Origin of the sequence: Oceanococcus sp. HetDA_MAG_MS8 (assembly GCA_019192445.1) — a bacterium.
Lineage (GTDB): Bacteria > Pseudomonadota > Gammaproteobacteria > Nevskiales > Oceanococcaceae > MS8.
Window position 1 is genome coordinate 351,057 of sequence record JAHCMK010000002.1, and the last position, 18,772, is coordinate 369,828.

Here is an 18,772-nt window from a genome sequence, read left to right on the forward strand (position 1 = left end):
CGCCATGGCACATATTCCGCGTGTGTACTGCCCACAAGGCTTTTGCGCCGGGCAAAGCCTAGAACTTTCGCGCGACCGAGCTCATCACCTCCATACGGTGCTGCGCCGCCGGGTGGGCGATCGGGTGCGGCTGTGGACTGGCCAAGGCCTCGAGGCCATGGCAGACATTCGCACGCTCAGCCAGAAACAGGCATCGGTTATACCCGGCGAGGTGGAGTCAATCTGGCGCGAATCGCCACTGCAGCTCGGGCTAGCGCAAGCTGTCAGCCGAGGTGATCGTTTTGAAGACACCCTGGACGCCGCGGTTGAATTAGGCGTGCAGCACATTCAGCCCCTTTGGACGCGTTTCGGCCCCAAGCCCATGCAGGGCGACCGACTGGAAAAGAAGTGGCAGAGCTGGCAGCGACGCGTACTTGCCGCCGCCGAGCAAGCCGAACGTAGCGTTCTACCCCAGGTATTACGCCCCGTATCGCTGCATGATTGGCTAGGGCAGCAGCCACAGGGATGGCACCTGGACCCACAGGCCGCCCCCCTGGCACAAACCCTCAGTGAGCCCGGCCCACATCCGGATCAACTGCGCTGGATTTTAGTGGGCCCCGAAGGAGGTTTAGAACAGTCAGAGATGGCTGCTGCGCAGCGCAGCTTAACGGGCGTTTCCATCGGCCCGCGCATCTTGCGCACACAACATGCAGGGCCGGCGCTATTGGCCGTCTTGCAGGCCCGCTACGGAGACTGGTGAGCCGAGCCTACGGTGGCGGGCTGCGCCGACTCTATGCGCAGCTGCGCGAGCGAGCGCGCCTGCGCGCTCCATTGCTCCAGATCTGGTAACAACACCTGCCGCTGGCCGACCTGGGCCTGAGCCAACACACCGGGCGGAAGCTCCCCCTCGGCGGCACTAAACGCCCGCTCATTCAAACTCAGGACCAGCGGATACGCCCGCACCAGCAAACCAAAGCTCTGCCGGGTTCCTGGCGGGCGAATACGCGCGATGCGGCAGCGCTCATGCAATGGCAGGGCGGGCCTGCCGAGCAACATCTCCGGGTAAAGCACCGTGACCCGCTGGGTATCAACCTCAATGGCTCCGGCCAGCTCAGGATGTTGCTCTAGCTGCGCAGGCATCAAACCCTGCGGGTTGAGGACGGACACCAAGGCTGGTGCTGGCAGCACCAACAAATTGTCGCCCACGTTGAGCATCACGCTATGAATGGTCTGGCTCATGCGCTGGCACTCATCGGGGTGGGCTCGCGGAGTTGCTGAGCGATATCACCCAACAGCTGTTGCTCTTGATAGGGCTTGATGAGGTAGCCATTGACCTCTAAGCCTGCTGCTCGCTGCCGGTGCTTATCACCGGAGCGCGAGGTAATCATCAAGATGGGGACACTTTGCAGATTCGCGTCGTTACGAATGAAGCTAGCCACTTCAAAACCATCCATGCGCGGCATTTCGATATCCAGCAACACAAGGTCTGGGCGGACTGTTTGCAGTTGCGCAACCCCATCAGCACCATCTTTTGCCAACTGCACACGGTAACCCGCCCGGCCCAGTATGCGCTCCGCGACCTTGCGCATGGTGATGGAATCGTCAATCACCATGACTAATGGCTGGCGGCCAGTATCTTCCAGAGTCTGCTGAGCTTCGCCGCGCAAACCGCGACGTTCCAGCTCCAAGATGAGGGCGCCGAGATCCATAATCAGGACCACCCGCCCATCCGGCTGAATCGTGGCACCAGCCACGCCGGGAGCGGTCGCGATTTGCTGGCCCACGGGCTTTGCCACAACCTCGCGAGTGCCGAGCAAGTGCTCCACCACCACCGCAAAATGCCGGCCGCCACTAGCCTCACCACCGGCGGCAACAAACAATACAGGCACATAGCCGGACGCGGGCAACTCCGCCCGCGCTTGTACTAAGGGGGCGAGCTCGTGCACTTCGTAGCTATGGCCCGCATAGCTCAAGGGCTGCTTTTCGCTAAGCGCCTGTTGCAACTCGGCCACCGGCAAGCGGGCAACCCCGGTGATCGAGGCCAAAGGAATGGCGTACTCAGCCTCGCCGGAGCGCACCAGCAAAGTTTGAGTGACAGCGACTGAGAAGGGCAGTGAAATCGTGAACTGACATCCTTGCCCGACTTCACTGCCGACATCAATACGGCCCCCTAGTTGGCGCACCTCGGCGGCCACCACATCCATACCCACGCCACGCCCGGCGCTCAAACTCACTTCTTTGGCCGTGGAGAACCCTGGCTCGAAGATGAACTGAGCAATACGGTCCGTACTGAGCTCGGTATCTTCGGCCAATAAGCCACGACGAACAGCCTCCACCCGAATGAGCTCGTAGTCCAAGCCACGTCCATCATCGCGAATGTCTAGCACGACTCGGTTGTTATCCCGGCGCACACCAATGGACACCTGCCCGCTGGTCGGCTTATTGGCTGTAGACCGCGTGGCCGCATCTTCGATGCCATGAATGACGCTGTTACGCAGGATGTGCTCAATAGCCGGAACAATCCGTTCTAAGACATTGCGATCAAGCTCCACCTCGGCTCCGTCCAAGCGCAGCTCCACGGCCTTGCCCTCATCCTGAGCCGCCTGTCGCAACACCCGGGCCAGCCGCCCCTCTTGGCGACCGAAGGGCACAGCGAGGGTCGACAACAACCCTTCCTGCAGCGTGGTGCTCAGGCGTGCCTGCTGGAGCACCATCGCTTCACCTTCGCCCACCGACTCGCGCATGCTGCGGTGGACGGAGGCCAAGTCAGCAATAGACTCGGTGATGGAGCGAGTGAGTTCCTGCATCCGCGTGTAGCGGTCCATCTCCAGAGGGTCGTACTCCTCTGCGTAGCGGTCACCCTCGGACTGCGACTGCTGCATGCCCGACACGCGGGCCTGAATTTGCGCATCGGTTGCACTTTCTAGGTCGCGAATCTGGGCGCGCAGACGGGCAATGGTTTGATCGAGATCGCGCAGACCGCCGCTTAAACCCACCAACTGCTGTTCCAGCCGTGAACGGAACATGCTGACCTCGCCCACATCGGACAGGAAACCATCCAAATCTCGCACTGGGACGCGGGCGAGGTCGCTTGCGGAAGCGACGGCTTCGGCGCTGTCTTCTGCGGTCTCTGACTCCAACTCATCCAGTAGCGCAGCGGGCGCCTGGGAACTCGGAGCAGCTTGGTCGCGCATCTGACGCAGCTGATCGGCAGCAGCTTGCAAGCTCTGCCACTGCGCGCGCTCCAGTTGTGGATCGGGCCCGACGCGTAAAGCCTCGACCTGCGATTCCAGTGCGTGGGCAGCTTCGCCCAGCTGCTCCAACCCCGCCATCCGGGCGCCGCCCTTGAGCGTATGCAAGGCCCGGAACAATGCATCCAAGGTTTGCGCAGCCGGTACTTCGTCAGCCTTGGCGAAAGCTTGATCCATCGCATCAAGCAGCTCATCGCATTCTGGCAGGAAGACCTCTAGCAGCTCTTCATCCACAGCTTCATCTGCCGCAGCCTCAGCAGCGGAAGTGTCAGCGACAGCTTCGGCCGGGCTGACCTGCTCTGGCGTTTGGCCCTCGGCAGCGTCGCTGCCAAGCGCCTCAGTGCTTTGAGGACTAGCCTGCTGCCATGGCGGGGCTTGCTCATCGCGCCCCGCCTGGAAGGCATCCACCAAATTCCAGGCCGCCTGTACACCACGTTCGAACAAATCGAAGGTGTCGGGGTCTTGGGGTGCCTCAGCATCCAACCAGCGCTTAGCGGCAGCATCCAGCTCAACGCCCACGGCGGCCAAGCCCTGGGCCTGCGCGGTATGCGCGCTCCCCTTGAGGGTGTGGAATACCCGCTGCAGCTCCTGCGCTTGCTGCGTATGCCCTTGATGGGCGCGGCACTCCGCCAGCAAAGTTTCGGCACGTTCCAGTAAGTCCTGCACCTCCGTGCAGAAAATCAGGCGCAGCTCAGGATCGATAGCCTCATCGGTCTGATCGTCGCTGAGTAAGGACGAGGCCGTCTGCTCTAGGCGCTCTATCAAGCCCTCGTCGACGGCAGGCGGCTGCCCAGAGGCCAAAGAATCCAGTCCCTGCTCCAGGGCATTGACAGCCGCTTCGTGCAGCTCAGCCGGCAGGGCTTGCTGCACCAAGCCGGACTGCGCATACAGGTGCTCTGCCGCCCCGGCCAAGTTCACCAGGGCGTCGGCAGAAATAGCCGCGGCGCCACCACGCACACCATGCCACGCACTCACGGCGCCACGACTGGCGGGCGTTTCCACGGCCATGCTGCGCAAGACCTCAACAGCGCTGCGTGCATCTTCCACGAACACCGCTGCCAAATTGCTGGTATCGGCAGGGGATTCTCCCAGCAGCTGTTGTGCGCGCTGGCACAAGGGGTCGACCAGGTCCTGCGCAGATTGCCCGGCAGCGAATCGGGACACGATGTCGGGCAGTTGCGCAATGGCCTGCAGCACCAAGGCATCGACATCCGGGCCGCGTTCCAGACGCGTCTCCAGCACTTGATTGAGGAGCTGCTCGATATCTCGCCCGAAGCGTCCGATATCGTCAGCACCCACCATACGTCCACTCCCTTTCAGGGTGTGGAAGGCGCGGCGAATGTCGGCCACAGCCGCACCATCTTCACCGCGTTCCCAAGCGGGGCGCAGCTTTTGCAAATCAGCAAGAACGTCTTCCGCCTCTTCCAGGAAGACCTCGCGCAGATCGGCATCCACCTCGGCAGGCGTAGCCACCGGCTCGGCGCTGGGCGCCTGCGCCGTTGGCTCAGCACTCAAGGTGTCTTGCAGTGTCTGCACATAACGACCGACACGCGCCGACTCTGCCTGTATTTCGGGATCGGCATCGCGGAGTGCTTCCAGCAAGTACTCCGCACTGGCGATGGCATCCGCGCAAGCTTGCACGACCTCTGGCCGCTCCAGCATCGCAGAGACAAAGTCCGACCGCGCGAAAATCTTCTGCAGTTCGCGGAAGGGTTGTTCCAAAGCGGCCTCACCGAACACCTCTAGCGCGCCGCAGATCTCCGTCATGCGCTGGAGCAGCTGCTCGGCCTGCTCCGGACGATGGCTGCGTACCAGGGCATCAATATCGTGCTTGACCTTGACCAAGCTGACCAAGCATTCACGTAAGGTGGACGCCCTAGCCTCGGAGGTCATGAGGTTGGAACTACGCGCCGCCTGTTGTGCCCTATAGCCCAGCAGACCTGTACTGAGCGCTTGTTCCACCTGGATCAAGCCCTCGGCCAGAGCCGCCCAACCTGCGGCGTCACTCGCCGCTTGACTCAGCTCCGCAAACTGCTTGGTCAAAGCCAGCAACTGCTCCGCCACAGCCTCATCACCCAAGCCACGGGCAGTGGCGGCCAGGCTTCGAAAGCGCCCCAACACCTCGTCAACCACAGTATTGTCGCGCGGCTGCTGGCCATGTATGGACTCAACCTCGTCTTTGAGCTGGGTAAAGTCAGCCTGCAAGGCATGCAGTGCGGCCGCTAACGAATCCTCCGCCGGGCCACGCATGGCGGTTTGGATCACCTGTAGGCGCTGCGGCAATAACTCTTCACGTTGCAAACCCAAAGGACTGAGCAGGCTTTGGGCCAAACTCCCCTTGCGGTCGATGCGAACCAGGAGCAGCGCCCAACCCGCCAAACTGACTCTGGCAGCCGCCTCCAGACGCTCGGGTGGCGCCTGCAAAGCATGCTGTAAGCCTGCCAAACTGCGTTTCACCAAGCCCACAACCGTGGCGTGCGCAGCCGCCGGCAGCCGCGGCCCCAAACTAGCGACTTGCGCCTGCATAGACCATAGCTGGGCTTGGGCGGACCCCTGCATGAGCGGCGCCAAAGCCTGACCACCCAGCTTGATGCGCTGCCAAGCCGCAGCATCCTGGGGCTGTTTTTGCAGGCGCGCAAAAGCCGGCAATAATCTTGGCCGCCAAGTCTCTAAAGCTTGCTGCAGATCCGTCTGCGTCCGCTGACTCAGATCCACCTCGTGAAGACGTTGGGTCAGCTGCCAATTGGCGGCCAGGGCGACGCTCGCCGACCAGGCCTCAAGCCCGACCAGCGCCCGCAAGGAGTTAATGGACTGCAAGGCCGCCAGAGGGTGATCTGGCAGACCATCAGCGACGATGCCCACATACTTGCTTAAGGCATAGCTAGCGGCAACCAACTCTGCCAACACCGCATCTCTATCCAGGTCGGTCTGCGCGAGCAATCGCCGCGCCGCTGTTTCCAGCTGGGCCGCATGCAACTGCCCACCCTGGCAGCGCGCGACAGCGCAAACCTGGGCGATCTGATGCAGTAGCGGTACCGCTTCTTGTAACCGATCTAGCGGAGCACCTTCATCAAGTATGTCGGCCAAGATCTGGCGTACTTGATTCAGGCCGTGATCAATTTCGCCCTGGACCCAACGTAGCCCGCGCCCTAAGTCTGTTTGTGTAACGGCTTTGGTCATTTCCGCGTCTCCTTCAGACCTGACCACGCAGGCGCTCGTCACGGATTGCGCTCAGCGACAGCACCGGACGGCGGTCGGCACCGTCACTGAAGCTGCCCCGAATGTAGGAATGCAAAGCGGCCGGCAACCCACGTACGGTTGGCGGTTGGATTTGTGCCCGCGAATAGCGACGCAATCCACTGACGGCGTCCACCAAAAACGCGGCCGGATTACTTTGCCCACGCAATATCAAGTACCGGTTGCGGCTCTGCGCTGGCGTGGGGTTATCCATCAGTAGATGCCCCAAATCGTAGAGCGGCAAGACCTGTCCGCGGAAGTTCGCCAAACCGCGCACCCACGGCGGAGCCCCGGGCACCCGCGTGGCTTCAGGCGGAGCCAGCACCTCAATGACTTCTTTTTGCGATGCCAAAAATCGGTGCATGCCCAGTCGAAAACCAATACCGGCCCAGTCCTCCCCCAAGCGAGCCCGGGTATCGCTGGCTGAGTAAGCAGCGCTCATCTGCTCTAGTGCGGCGAACAGCTCCATATCAGGCCTGCACCAAGTGCGTACGCACGGCCTCCAGCAGCTCGTCACGGCTAAAAGGCTTGGTCAAATAAGCATCACAGCCCACGATACGGCCGCGAGCCCGGTCAAAAAGACCATCCTTACTCGACAGCATCACCACCGGCATCTTCGCGAAACGCGGGTTACTTTTTATAAGTGCGCACGTTTGGTAGCCGTCCAGGCGCGGCATCATGATGTCTACAAACACCAATTGCGGCTCGCTCTCGGCAATGAGTGCCAAGGCCTCGAAACCATCATTAGCCATACTCACGGTCGCGCCAGCCTTTTGCAGCAGCGCTTCCGCAGTGCGGCGAATGGTTTTGGAGTCGTCCACGACCATCACGTGGAGCCCTTGTAGTTCCGAGCCGTTCATTTCTCCCCCTGCTGAAGCGCGGCATAGCGCATGCGGTTCATCCCTCGGTCCGAAGGCGTTCTTTTACCACATCGCTCAGGGAGTGTCCCCCAAAGTTGGTGGGGCACACCTGCAGGAGCATCTACAAACCGAAGCAGCAGGGCGCTGCCGTCACCGTACCGTCCGACCGTGCATGCCCCGCGCGCTGCGCTAACCTCGCCAAGCCCGCACTGAGGCCAGTGAGCGCTGGATGAGCGCCGCCAAGCCCATCAATCGGCACGCAACAACGCTACACTTCCAGACCGCATGTATTGCTGGATAAAGCCATGATCCCCGGCCCCCACCTGGTGAGCGCCACCGCCGCACCCTTGCAGGCATTGGAAGCGCATTGTGTTTCCCGCCATGAACAGATTGAAGCTTGGCTGCATCAGCAGTTTTTACGCACGCCAGGGCCCTTTTACAGCTCTGTAGACCTGCGCAATGCCGGCTGGAAATTGGCCCCGGTCGATACCAACTTATTTCCTGCAGGATTTAACAATCTGGCTCCGGAACTGAACGCGCTTATTCGCCAGGCTTTGCAAGCCGCAGTCCAGCGCTACTGCCCGCGCGCCGCCCATGTGCTGCTCATTCCCGAGAACCACACCCGTAACCGCTACTACCTAGACAACCTCGCCCGCCTGGTGGACCTGCTCAAAGGCGCTGGCTTTGGCGTACGTTTGGGCAGCGTAGACTCGGCCCTAGAAACACCGCTAGACCTGGAAAGCGCCAATGGCTCTGCGCTGCGCATTGAACCCCTACAGCGTCATGGCAACCGCTTGCTGCTCCCGGACTTCGACCCCTGTGTGATCCTGCTGAACAATGACCTGTCGGCTGGACTCCCGGAGATTTTGGACAAGGTGGAGCAACCCCTGCTACCACCATCTGCCCTGGGCTGGAATAAGCGCCTGAAGTCCGACCATTTCAGTATTTACGCCGACGTTGCTCGCGAGTTTGCACAGGTGGTGGAGCTGGACCCTTGGCTGGTCGATCCACTCTGGCGCAACTGCGGTCAGGTCGACTTTATGAAACGCGAGGGCGAGGAGTGCCTGGAGCACAATGTGGAGCGCTTACTCTCGGCCACGGCTGAAAAGTATGCCGAGCACGCCATCGACGCTGAACCTTTTGTGGTGATCAAAGCCGACGCTGGAACCTATGGCATGGGCATCATGATTGCGCGCAGCGTGGATGATGTGCAGGCACTGAATCGCAAACAACGCAAAAGCATGGCAGCCACCAAGGGGAGAAGCGTCTCCCAGGTCATCCTACAAGAGGGCGTGCCGACCGCCGAGCTACTCGACAATGCAGTGGCTGAGCCGGTGTTCTACTGCATCGAACAACATGTGGTCGGGGGTTTTTATCGGGTACACACCGGGCGCGGCGCCGAAGACAATCTCAATGCACCGGGCATGCACTTCACGCCTTTCGCCATTGCGGATAGTTGCGGCGACCCTGATCCCGGCCAAGCCTGCGATGCCACGCCGAACCGGCTCTATGCCTGCGGTGTGGTCGCCCGCCTAGCCGTACTGGCCGCCGCGCGGGAGATTGCCCGGGTGCAAGATGCCGGTGCTGCCGCATGAGTACGCGCCCGGAGGTCTTGCTGGTGATGGACCCCGTGCCCAGCCTGAACCCGCGCAAGGACACCAGCCTAGCCCTCGTTCGTGAAGCTCAGCTACGCGGGATGCCGTGTTTTGTTGCCGAGATCCCCGACCTGGAGATTCATAGCGGCGAAGCTCGCGCAAGGGTCCGCTCTCTAGACGTGGACCTGGCAGCATCTCCCTTCTTCAGCCTGGGTGAGGTGCACACGCGCCCCTTGGCTGAGTTCGGCACCATCCTCATGCGCAAAGACCCCCCGGTAGACCCGGCTTTTGTGTGGGCGACGCAGGTGATGGAATTGGCCATGCGCGATGGCACGCGGGTGATCAACCATCCAGAAGCGCTACGCAATATCAACGAAAAACTGGCCATTAGTCGCTTTTCGCAACTGTGCGCTCCCACGCTCACGGCAGCGCATGCCCAGACCTTTAAGGCCTTTATAGAAGAGCATCAAGAAGTGGTGCTCAAGCCCTTGGATGGCATGGGTGGCAAATCAATTTTCCGCCTCCATCGCAATGATCCCAATGTGAATGTGGTGCTGGAAACGCTGACCCAGAACGGCACGCAGCTGGCCATGGCGCAGGCGTACCTCCCCGAGATTAGGCAGGGGGATAAACGCATTTTGATGATTGGCGGCCAAGCCTGGCCGCGCCTGCTGGCGCGCATTCCAGCAGCCGGCGAGAGCCGCGGCAACCTGGCCGCTGGCGGACGCGGCGAAGTTCGCGACCTGGGGGCTGCTGAGGCGGCTATAGCGGAGGAAGTAGGCCCTTGGTTACGCGAGCAGGGAGTCTGGTTTGCGGGCCTAGACGTGATTGGCGACAAACTCACAGAAATCAATGTGACGAGCCCCACCTGCGTACGCGAGATTGAGAACGCCGACGGCAGCAACATTGCCGGCGCACTATGGGACGCCTTTGAGCAGCCCCTGCGCGGATGCTAAAGCAGCTACTGCTGGCCATTATTCTGGGCGGCCTGCTGGCTGCTGGAGCCTGGTGGCAACGGGACCCGGCGCCCCCCATCCAGACCTTCAGCCTCTTCGCCCTGGGCACGGTCGTTGATCTGCGCTTGGTAGCGGATCTAGATGAGTCTGAACTAAGCGCCCTACAAAGCCAGCTAGACCAGCAGCTACAGCAGTTCCAAAGGCGCTGGAGCGTGCTTGGCCAGGGGGCACTGGTGCAGCTCAATGAACAGCTACTCAGGCAGGGCCGGGGCACTGCGCCTGCGCCCCTCATCCCCTTGTTACGTCGAGCCCAAAACTTGTGCCAGCAAAGCCAAGGACTGTTCGATCCCGCCATAGGCGAGTGGATCAAGTTATGGGGTTTCGACTCGGACGATAATCTGCGCAGCACACCGCCATCAGCCGAGCAACTGAGCGCCCTGCCGCGCGAGAGCTGGTGCACAGCGCAGTGGGTCGACAACCAGGTGTTGCTAGAGCAGGCGGGAGTGAGCCTCAACCTCGGAGGTATGGCCAAAGGGTTGGCGGTCGCCGAGGTTACGCAAAGCCTGCGTGAGATGGGCTTTGAAAACTTTATTGTGAATGCCGGCGGTGACCTGGAAGTAGGCGGAGCGCACCCGCAACGCCCCTGGCGCATCGGGATCCGCGACCCTCGCGCCGACGACCCCCGCACCGCCTTGGCCAGTTTGGACTTAGCAGACGGCGAGGCCTTGTTTAGCTCTGGGGACTACGAACGCTACTTTTTCCACGAGGGCCAGCGCTTCCACCACTTACTAGATCCGCGCACCGGCCAACCAGCGCGGCTGGCTAGCTCAGCCACGGTATTGGATGCCGATGCTGCTTTGGCCGACGCTGCCGCGACAGCGCTCTTCGTAGCTGGGCCAGCCGCAGCCCCTGGCGTGGCCCGTGCTCTGGGCGTGAGTCAGTGGATGCTGGTCGATGCGCAGGGAGAGGTTCACGGCAGCGAGACCTTTCTACAGCGGCTGCAATGGACGGATGATGCTGCGGCCGACTGATATCGTCATCATCGCCTGCGCTCTGGGCCTACAGGGCCACTTCATGGCGCGTTATTGGACACCCAACGTTGCCGGCAGCCGGGTGCGTATTCAAACCCCTACCCAAACTCAAGAGTGGCCCTTGGACGAGCCTCGGGAGTTACAGGTGGAGGGAGCTTTGGGAGTGAGCCGGCTGCGTATCGAATCCGGTGGCATCCGCTTTCTTGACTCACCCTGCAAAGGCAAGGTGTGTGTCCGCAGCGGGCATTTGGACCATGGCGGCGAAACCACGGCCTGTGTACCCAACCGGATCAGCGTGCAGGTCCTACCCGCCGCGCGCTCTGATGCGGCCGTGGACGCCTTGCACTACTGACAGTGACTCACTCTGATAATGCCCTCTTCCATGGCTAAGCCCAGCATGCCACTGCATGATCGCGATGTGCGCTGGGCGCGTTATGCGGCGCTCGCAGCGGCCATTCACGTGCTGGAAGCGAGCTTGCCCAGTCCTGTGCCCGGTATTAAGCCGGGGCTGGCCAATGTGATCACGCTGATTGTGCTGTGCCGGCATGGTTGGCAGGCTGCCTGCTGGGTCACCGCCCTGCGCGTCTTACTCTCTGCTTTAGTTCTGGGCACACTGTTCGGTCCGACGTTTTGGCTGAGCCTGGCCGGCTCTTTATCTGCGCTGAGCGTCTTAGCGGTGGCCTACGCCTGTATGACTTGGCTGCCACGCCTGGCCCCCGGCCCTGTGGGTATGAGTGTGCTGGCTGCGCTGGCACATATTCAAGGCCAATTCTGGTTGGCCTATGTTTGGTTTATTCCCCACCCCGGGCTGCTCAGCCTGTTGCCCGTGCTCGGCGCGGCAGCCGTGATCAGCGGTCTATTGACGGGATTATTAGCCGCTCAGGTTCTGGAGCGCATGCCGGCACCCACATCCACCTTGCCTGCCAAGGACTGACACGGGATACTGTTTTCATGTCAAACATGGCCCTGCGCAACAACCTCCTCATCGCCCTGCCCAACTTGGCGGATACGCCTTTTGAGCGCACCGTGACCCTACTTTGCGAACACAACGACGAAGGTGCTCTGGGACTGGTGATCAACCGCACCCTAGAGCTGAGCCTGAGCGACATGCTCGATCACTTGGAGCTCGATCATCAGGCCATCGATGGCTTGGAGATTCCCGTGTATTGGGGTGGCCCGGTCAGTACGGAGCGCGGCTTTGTACTCCACCGCGACGCCAGCCGCTGGGAGTCGACTGTGGCCCTCAGTGATTCATTAAGCCTCACCAGCTCACGCGACATTCTGGCGGCCATTGGGCGCGGCGAAGGGCCTAGGCAGTTTTTGGTCACGCTGGGCTATGCCGGCTGGGATAGCGGTCAATTGGAACGGGAGATGGGAGAAAATGCTTGGCTGTCCACAGCCGTCGACGAAAGCATTGTCTTCGACACCGACATCGAGCTGCGCTGGTCACGGGCGACGGGAAAATTGGGCGTCAATGCGGTCAACCTCGACCCTCATATTGGCCACGCATGAGAGTCACACTGGGCTTTGACTACGGTCTAGCCCGCGTTGGCGTTGCCGTTGGGAATAGCCTCACTGGCACGGCGAGGGCTTTGCCCATGCTCCCGCCTCCGCGAGACAAAGCGGGATGGGACGCCGTCAGCCGTGTGGTTCGTGAGTGGCAACCTGCCGAATTCATCGTCGGCATGCCGCCACAATCGGCGGGTAATGAGGCCTTACTCTCTGCTATTCGCCGCTTTGCACTAGAGTTACAGCAACGCTATGCACTGCCTGTACACTGGGTGGATGAAAGCTTGAGTTCGCGGTCGGCGGCTGGCGAACTCAGAGACGCCCGCGCAGCCGGCTTGAAATCAAACCGGGTGCGCCCAGGTGACGAAGACAGCCTTGCCGCCGCGGCCCTTTTGCAACAGTTTTACACCGACGGTCGATGAACCCAGCTCTGGATACGCGCAGCCCTGTCGCCGAGCGCGACGCCAACGGACGTCTGCGCCATTTGCTTGATCTGCGCGGGGTCGATGCGGCCTGGATGCAGCAACTCTTTCAACGCGCTCAAGCTTATCTCCATGCTCCCGACCAGATTCGCGGCAATCTGAGTCTGCGCGGGCGCACCGTAGGCACGCTGTTTTTCGAGGACAGCACCCGTACTCGCTCCGCCTTTGAACTAGCAGCACGCCGCCTCGACGCTACCGTGCTGAACTTGGACGTTCGCACCAGCTCCACCAAAAAAGGCGAGACCCTGCGCGACACGCTGCTCACCTTGGAAGCCATGGACATGGACCTGTTCGTGGTGCGCCACGGCGATAGTGGGGCGGCTAGCTGCGTGGCCCAGGCACTGGGTGGACGGGCTAGCGTTCTGAACGCCGGCGACGGCTGGCATGCACACCCCACTCAGGCCTTACTCGACACTTTCACGCTATGGCAGCATGGTTTTGATTTTGGCGCGTCCAGCATCACCATCGTGGGTGATATTTTGCACTCGCGCGTTGCTCGCTCTTTGGTGCGCGCCTTACGCATTTTAGGCTGCATGGACATCCGTCTAGTGGCTCCGCCCACCTTGCTCCCCGAAGCCCCGCAAGACCCCGCCATACGCATGAGCTCCGACCTGGATGCCTGCTTGCCCGGCAGCCACGCGGTTGTTGCGTTGCGCCTGCAAAAAGAACGCATGCGCGGCCCCTTACTCCCGGGCGCGAGCGAGTTTTATACGCGTTATGGGCTGACGCCAGCACGACTGGATTTGGCGCAGCCCGGCGCCTGGGTATTGCACCCGGGCCCGATCAACCGTGGAGTAGAAATTTCATCCAGTGTGGCTGACGGTGAGCGTTCGCTGATCCTAGAACAGGTCCGCAACGGCGTGTTGGTGCGCATGGCGGTGATGGAAGAAATCCTCGGAGCATCAGCATGAGCGGCCTACCTAGGGATTGGTCAGGACTGCAGCTGGGCCTGCCCGAACACGCCGCACCGGACTGGAGCCAAGTCAAACTGGCGTCCGGACAGAGCTGGCCTAGCGAGTTCTCACCGGCAGACCTTGTGTTAGTCCCAGGCCTGGTGGACCTGAGCTGCAATCTCGGCGAGCCCGGACCACCACACCCCGCCAGTATTGCCAGCGAACTCCGTGCTGCCCGCCGCGGCGGCTTTCAAACGGTACTCCTCAACCCGGACTGCCAACCTGTCGTGGACCAGGGCGCCGTCATCGAGTGGATTGAACGGCGCGCTGCAGGCGCCAATGGTGCCGAACTCCGCTTATTAGGGGCACTGACCGATGGTCTGCAGGGGCAATCGCTGAGCAACATGGACAGTTTGCGCCGCAGTGGCGTGAATGGCCTCAGCCAAGGCCTGCGTCCTCTGCCCGAAGTCGCCGTCCTACGCAACGCCTTGCGCTATGCAGCTGGCCTGAACATGCGGGTGCACTTGCGTCCGGTGTTACCAGGCCTGGACCAAGGTATCGTTGCGCAAAGCCCGGAGGCCAGTGCCTACGGGTTGGCGGGCATTCCAGTTGCCGCGGAAACTGCAGCGCTGGGCATTTTGTTGTCCTTAGTGGAAGACACTGGATGCCCCCTGCACGTGGCCCGACTATCCAGTGCGGCCGGTGTAGCCTGGGTACGCTGGGCGAAAAGCCGCGGCCTCCCACTGACAGCGGATGTGAGCTTGGCTCACCTGTTACTGACAAGCGCGGCTTTAGAGGGTTTTGGAAACCGTGGGCTTTTGGAGCCGCCCCTGCGCTCTGAGCCTGACCGTCAGGCACTGCTTGAAGGCCTCGCCGATGGAACCATTGATGCCATCTGCTCGGATCACCGCCCGCAGCCTGCAGATCAATATCAACAACCCCTAGCGAGCACTCCCAAGGGGCACAGCAGCTTCGACAGCTTCTTAAGCTTGCTCTGGCATGCGCCTGAGCTCGGCGAACTCGACCTGGCCACACGCCTGCGTGCCGCCAGTTTGAACCCCGCAGACATCGCTGGCGTGCCAACCCATATGCAGCTTTTGTTTGCTCCAGAGTATCGCCCCCCGGGCGGACAAAGCCGTGAGTGGTTCAGCGCAACCCGCAATAGCCCTTACGCCGAACTGCCGTTGCAGGGACGCTGCCTAGGGGTCATCATCGACGATGAATTACAAATTTTTTCGCAATAAGCCCGCGCGCCGGGTACACTCGAGTCCGGCCGCGGGACCTGCGGCGGGAAGGACCACCTGTAGGGAGCACACATGCCTCGCGTATTGATCGTTGATGACTCGCCCACCGAGTTGCTGCGACTGCGCCAGCACCTGGAGAGCGAGGGCTACCAAATTATGGAAGCCACCTCCGGAGACGACGCCATAGCTAAAGCCAAAGCCCAAAAACCAGATGTGATCGTGATGGACGTGGTCATGCCTGGGATGAACGGCTTTCAGGCTACCCGAACCTTGACCCGAGACCCGGCCACCAAGGACGTACCGATTATTGTTTGCTCGAGCAAGTCGCAGGACACCGACAAGCTCTGGGCAAAGCGCCAAGGGGCTAGCGACTACATCGTTAAGCCCTTCAAGCCAGCCGACTTATCCGAGCGCTTACGCGCCGCCTTGCGTAACGCTTAACATCGCGTAAGCTGGCCGGAGAGCCAGCGGAGCACCGCTTTTGCAGCCTGAATGAGGAGATGCGTCCAGGCTGCGCAGACCTCTCTTCAGGGGATACGAGGACAACATGGCAGCTGCGAACAAGAAGGTCGGAAGCCGGCGTGAGCTGGTTTTGCTGGTCCTGGCCGCACTGGCCTTGGCCGCCACATTAGGCTCATATTTTTACTTGGAAAAAGCGGCCGCGGAAGATCGCGAGTGGCAGAACCTGACGCGCAACCTGCAAAACCAGGTTCAGGCTTTGGGCCAGATCGGTGATAACGCCTCGCGTGGCCTCATTCCAGACTTTCGGGCCTTGGAAGGTGCTCAGGCCAACGCCCTGGATAATCTTTTCCTGTTGGAAAACGGCGATGAGCTGATTGAACTGCCACCGGTTCCGGAAAGCACACAGCCGCTGCTGCAAACTCTGAATGACGCCTGGTATCCGCTGGATGACAGCATCAACCAGATTCTGGATGCCCGCGGCATGTTCAACTTGGCCGAGCGCAGTATTTTCGAGCTCCGCAAAACCGCCGCCTCGGCTCAGGAACAGGCCCGCGACGCACAGGCCGAGCTCCGCCAATCTAGTCAGAACACGGGGCGGCTACTTGCCTACTCCCGAGTCCAAGTCGGGCTCGAGTCTTTGCGCGCTGATGCCCTACGCATTCTCGGCGCTGGCCGCGATGCCGATGTCACCATTCGAGAGATGAATGGCACCCTGCGCGAGCTTCTCAGTGAACTGGAGCGAACCGGCGCCTCTACTAGCGGTGAGCTGCCGCAGTCGATGGCCAAGTTGGAGCAGCTGCTCTCTGGCTTGTTACGCCAAGCCCCTCGCTTGGCAGAGACGCAGGCGGCTGCAGCCTCCTTGGCCCAGCTGGGAACAGCTGTGACCAGTGCGGCCATTGCTCTAGAAGACGAGCTCACAGCCTATGCCAACGCGCGGCCTGTTCCGCCCATGGCAATTTATTACTTGGGCGCGGCCACAGTGGGCTTGTTGGCCTTATTCGTGGTGCTGTTCCTCGTGAGCGCCAGACGCCGCTCAGTGTTGGCGGAGCGTTCGGAAAAAGCGCAGCAGGAAGCTATTTTGCGCTTGTTGGATGAAATTTCTGACTTGGCCGATGGCGATCTCACTCTGAACGCGACGGTGACCGAAGACTTCACCGGCGCCATCGCTGACTCCATTAACTTCACTATCGAAACCTTGCGCAATCTGGTGGGCACCATTCAGAGTTCGGCGCAGCAGGTCTCGCAGGCAGCCTCCACAACGCTAGAGCGCTCAGACTCTTTGAACAGCGCCGCCGCCGAGCAGACCGAACGGGTTAACGCCGCGGCCAGCTCCATTGAGGCATTGAACGTGGGGGTGCAGGACATGGCCAGCGAAGCCCAAACCTTGGCCCAGCAATCCGAGCTCTCTTTGCAAACCGCAAAGAGCGGTGGTGAAACCGTGCGCCGCTCCATCGACAGCATGGAAGCTCTGCGTGAACAGATTCAGGACACCTCCAAGCGCATTAAGCGTCTGGGTGAATCATCCCAAGAGATCGGCAATATCATCGAATTCATTAATGATATTGCGGAGCAAACCAACACCCTCGCTCTGAACGCCGCCATTCAAGCGGCCATGGCGGGCGAAGCCGGCCGCGGGTTCGCGGTGGTGGCCGACGAGGTGCAACGTTTGGCGGAGCGCGCTGCGGATGCTACCCGGCAGATTGAGGGTCTAGTGAAGACCATTCAGGCCGACACCAATGAGGCCATCATCTCCATGGAGCGGTCCACGAATAACGTGGTGCTCGGTGCAAGCTCGGCCGAAGAGGCGGGACAGGCCCTGGAAAAAGTGGAGGCCTTCGCTCACGACCTGGAAGCGCTGGTGCAGCGGATCACCTCTGAAACCAGCCGACAGCTGGCTTCTACCCAGACCATTAACAGCGAGATTGAGGTGGTGGCCAGCTTGGCCACGCAAACCAGCAACACCGCAGGAGAAACGGCGCGTGGTACGCGAGAGCTCAGCCAATTGGCCGAGCAGCTCCGTGAGTCCGTCGCTGGCTTCCGCCTGCCCGAGGCCCTGGAGGGTCATGCGGAAGTGGTCGACGATTCGGCGGTAGCCGAGGACGACGATAGGCGCGACGCGGCCTAAACACTCCCTCTGAGTGTTGCTTCACCGATGTTCTGGGCGCGCCCCTCTTGAGGGGTTCCCAGAGCCTTAGCCGAAGGCAATACGCGTTTCGAGGTTCGCGGGGGAGTCGGCGTTGGCAAGGGCTTCTTCTTTGCTAATACGCCCCTCGCGGAATAAGGCCAACAAGGAATCGTCAAAGGTCTGCATTTTGCCGTCGGAGCTTTGTGCCATGGCCTCGCGCACCTCATCCACCTTACCCTTGCTGATGAGGTCGGCAATAAAAGGCGTATTCAGCATGACCTCAATCGCAGCACAACGTTTGCCATCCTCTGTTCTGACCAGTCGTTGCGAGGCAATCCCACGCAGGTTGATAGACAGGTCTAAATACAGCTGAGCGCGCATGTCATGCGGAAACAGGTTGATGATCCGCTGTAGCGCCTGATAGGCATTATTGGCATGGAGGGTGGACAGGCACAGGTGCCCGGTTCCCGCGAGCTGGATGGCCGACTCCATGGTCGAGCGGTCGCGAATTTCCCCAATCAAGATGACGTCCGGAGCTTCCCGCAAGGCGCTGCGCAAAGCGCGCGCATAGGACAGCGTGTCACTGCCCAGCTCACGCTGGTTCACGATAGAACGCAGATTGGGGTGTAAATACTCGATGGGGTCTTCAATGGTCAGGATATGACCGTGGGCATTTTCGTTGCGGTGGCGAATCATGGACGCCAGAGTCGTGCTTTTCCCGCTGCCAGTTGCCCCCACCAGTAACAACAAGCCCCGCTTGTTGAGCACCAATTCCGACAACACCTTGGGCAAGCCCAGCTCCTCTAGCTGCGGCACCTCTGAGTTGACCAGGCGCATTACCATGGCCACTTCGCCGCGCTGGAAAAACACGTTCACCCTAAAGCGGCCCAGACCGCCGGCCTCGGTAGCGAAGTCCAGCTCGCGCTCACGCTCCAGCTCTGTTTGTTGGTCGTCGGTGAGTACGGAATAAATCAGCTCGCGCAGGGTGCTGGCGGTGAATGCTGTTTTCCCCACGGCGAAGAAATTTCCGTGCACTTTGATCTGGGCCGGCGCGTCCACGGTGAAGTAGATGTCGGAGGCCTCTTTCTCCAAGGCCAAGCGTAGATAAGGCAGTATTTTTTGCATGGTTTATACGCCCCGTTGGCGGC

Annotated in this window: 17 protein-coding genes; 12 read left to right on the plus strand and 5 right to left on the minus strand. The window is 61.0% G+C overall.

Features of this window, described 5'->3' with window-relative positions; translation table 11 throughout:
• Positions 1-4 precede the first annotated feature (4 nt).
• Positions 5-739, plus strand: coding sequence for a 16S rRNA (uracil(1498)-N(3))-methyltransferase (locus KI787_04385; GenBank protein MBV6629174.1), 735 nt, complete (start codon positions 5-7; stop codon positions 737-739).
• On the opposite strand, the gene KI787_04390 is transcribed toward KI787_04385, so the two are convergent.
• Genes KI787_04390 through pilG form a run of 4 tightly spaced genes read right to left on the minus strand, consistent with a single transcriptional unit; the run spans position 724 to position 7,327 of the window.
• Positions 724-1,218 (minus strand): chemotaxis protein CheW, encoded by a 495-nt coding sequence (locus tag KI787_04390; GenBank protein MBV6629175.1) that lies wholly within the window; start codon positions 1,216-1,218, stop codon positions 724-726. The two genes, KI787_04385 and KI787_04390, sit on opposite strands and share 16 nt — an antisense overlap.
• Positions 1,215-6,410: an Hpt domain-containing protein gene (locus KI787_04395; GenBank protein MBV6629176.1), complete on the minus strand. Its 5,196-nt coding sequence runs from the start codon at positions 6,408-6,410 to the stop codon at positions 1,215-1,217. Before KI787_04395 ends, KI787_04390 begins: the two co-directional genes overlap by 4 nt.
• Before the next feature lie 13 nt (positions 6,411-6,423).
• Entirely contained in the window at positions 6,424-6,936 is a 513-nt protein-coding gene (locus KI787_04400; protein MBV6629177.1) for a purine-binding chemotaxis protein CheW, read from the minus strand.
• 1 nt (position 6,937) lies between these two features.
• The gene (gene pilG / locus KI787_04405; protein ID MBV6629178.1) at positions 6,938-7,327 is read right to left on the minus strand and encodes a twitching motility response regulator PilG; all 390 of its coding nucleotides are present in this window, start codon (positions 7,325-7,327) and stop codon (positions 6,938-6,940) included.
• Positions 7,328-7,632: 305 nt separating this feature from the next.
• On the opposite strand from pilG, the gene gshA reads away from it, so the two are divergent.
• The 11 genes from gshA to KI787_04460 all read left to right on the plus strand — a co-directional run bounded on the left by gshA (position 7,633) and on the right by KI787_04460 (position 17,624).
• The gene (gshA, locus tag KI787_04410; GenBank protein ID MBV6629179.1) at positions 7,633-8,922 is read left to right on the plus strand and encodes a glutamate--cysteine ligase; all 1,290 of its coding nucleotides are present in this window, start codon (positions 7,633-7,635) and stop codon (positions 8,920-8,922) included.
• Entirely contained in the window at positions 8,919-9,878 is a 960-nt protein-coding gene (gene gshB / locus KI787_04415; GenBank protein MBV6629180.1) for a glutathione synthase, read from the plus strand. Before gshA ends, gshB begins: the two co-directional genes overlap by 4 nt.
• Entirely contained in the window at positions 9,872-10,909 is a 1,038-nt protein-coding gene (locus KI787_04420) for an FAD:protein FMN transferase (protein MBV6629181.1), read from the plus strand. The genes gshB and KI787_04420 overlap by 7 nt, the downstream gene beginning before the upstream one ends.
• Entirely contained in the window at positions 10,893-11,261 is a 369-nt protein-coding gene (locus tag KI787_04425) for a NusG domain II-containing protein (GenBank protein MBV6629182.1), read from the plus strand. The genes KI787_04420 and KI787_04425 overlap by 17 nt, the downstream gene beginning before the upstream one ends.
• A 30-nt stretch (positions 11,262-11,291) precedes the next feature.
• Entirely contained in the window at positions 11,292-11,843 is a 552-nt protein-coding gene (locus tag KI787_04430) for a Gx transporter family protein (protein ID MBV6629183.1), read from the plus strand.
• A gap of 17 nt (positions 11,844-11,860) precedes the next feature.
• Positions 11,861-12,421 carry a YqgE/AlgH family protein gene (locus KI787_04435; GenBank protein MBV6629184.1) on the plus strand — a complete coding sequence of 187 codons (561 nt, stop codon included), beginning with the start codon at positions 11,861-11,863 and terminating at the stop codon, positions 12,419-12,421.
• On the plus strand, positions 12,418-12,840 hold the full coding sequence (gene ruvX, locus KI787_04440; GenBank protein ID MBV6629185.1) for a Holliday junction resolvase RuvX: 423 nt from the start codon (positions 12,418-12,420) through the stop codon (positions 12,838-12,840). Before KI787_04435 ends, ruvX begins: the two co-directional genes overlap by 4 nt.
• A complete protein-coding gene (locus tag KI787_04445; GenBank protein ID MBV6629186.1) occupies positions 12,837-13,811 on the plus strand; it encodes an aspartate carbamoyltransferase catalytic subunit in 975 nt (324 codons plus the stop codon). Before ruvX ends, KI787_04445 begins: the two co-directional genes overlap by 4 nt.
• Positions 13,808-15,037 carry a dihydroorotase gene (locus KI787_04450; protein MBV6629187.1) on the plus strand — a complete coding sequence of 410 codons (1,230 nt, stop codon included), beginning with the start codon at positions 13,808-13,810 and terminating at the stop codon, positions 15,035-15,037. Before KI787_04445 ends, KI787_04450 begins: the two co-directional genes overlap by 4 nt.
• Positions 15,038-15,109: 72 nt before the next feature.
• Positions 15,110-15,478, plus strand: a complete 369-nt coding sequence (locus KI787_04455) for a response regulator (GenBank protein ID MBV6629188.1) — start codon at positions 15,110-15,112, stop codon at positions 15,476-15,478.
• 106 nt (positions 15,479-15,584) lie between these two features.
• The gene (locus KI787_04460) at positions 15,585-17,624 is read left to right on the plus strand and encodes a methyl-accepting chemotaxis protein (GenBank protein ID MBV6629189.1); all 2,040 of its coding nucleotides are present in this window, start codon (positions 15,585-15,587) and stop codon (positions 17,622-17,624) included.
• A 66-nt stretch (positions 17,625-17,690) separates the two neighbouring features.
• Here KI787_04460 and KI787_04465 read toward each other — a convergent pair whose 3' ends face one another.
• Positions 17,691-18,749, minus strand: a complete 1,059-nt coding sequence (locus KI787_04465; GenBank protein MBV6629190.1) for a PilT/PilU family type 4a pilus ATPase — start codon at positions 18,747-18,749, stop codon at positions 17,691-17,693.
• Positions 18,750-18,772 lie beyond the last annotated feature (23 nt).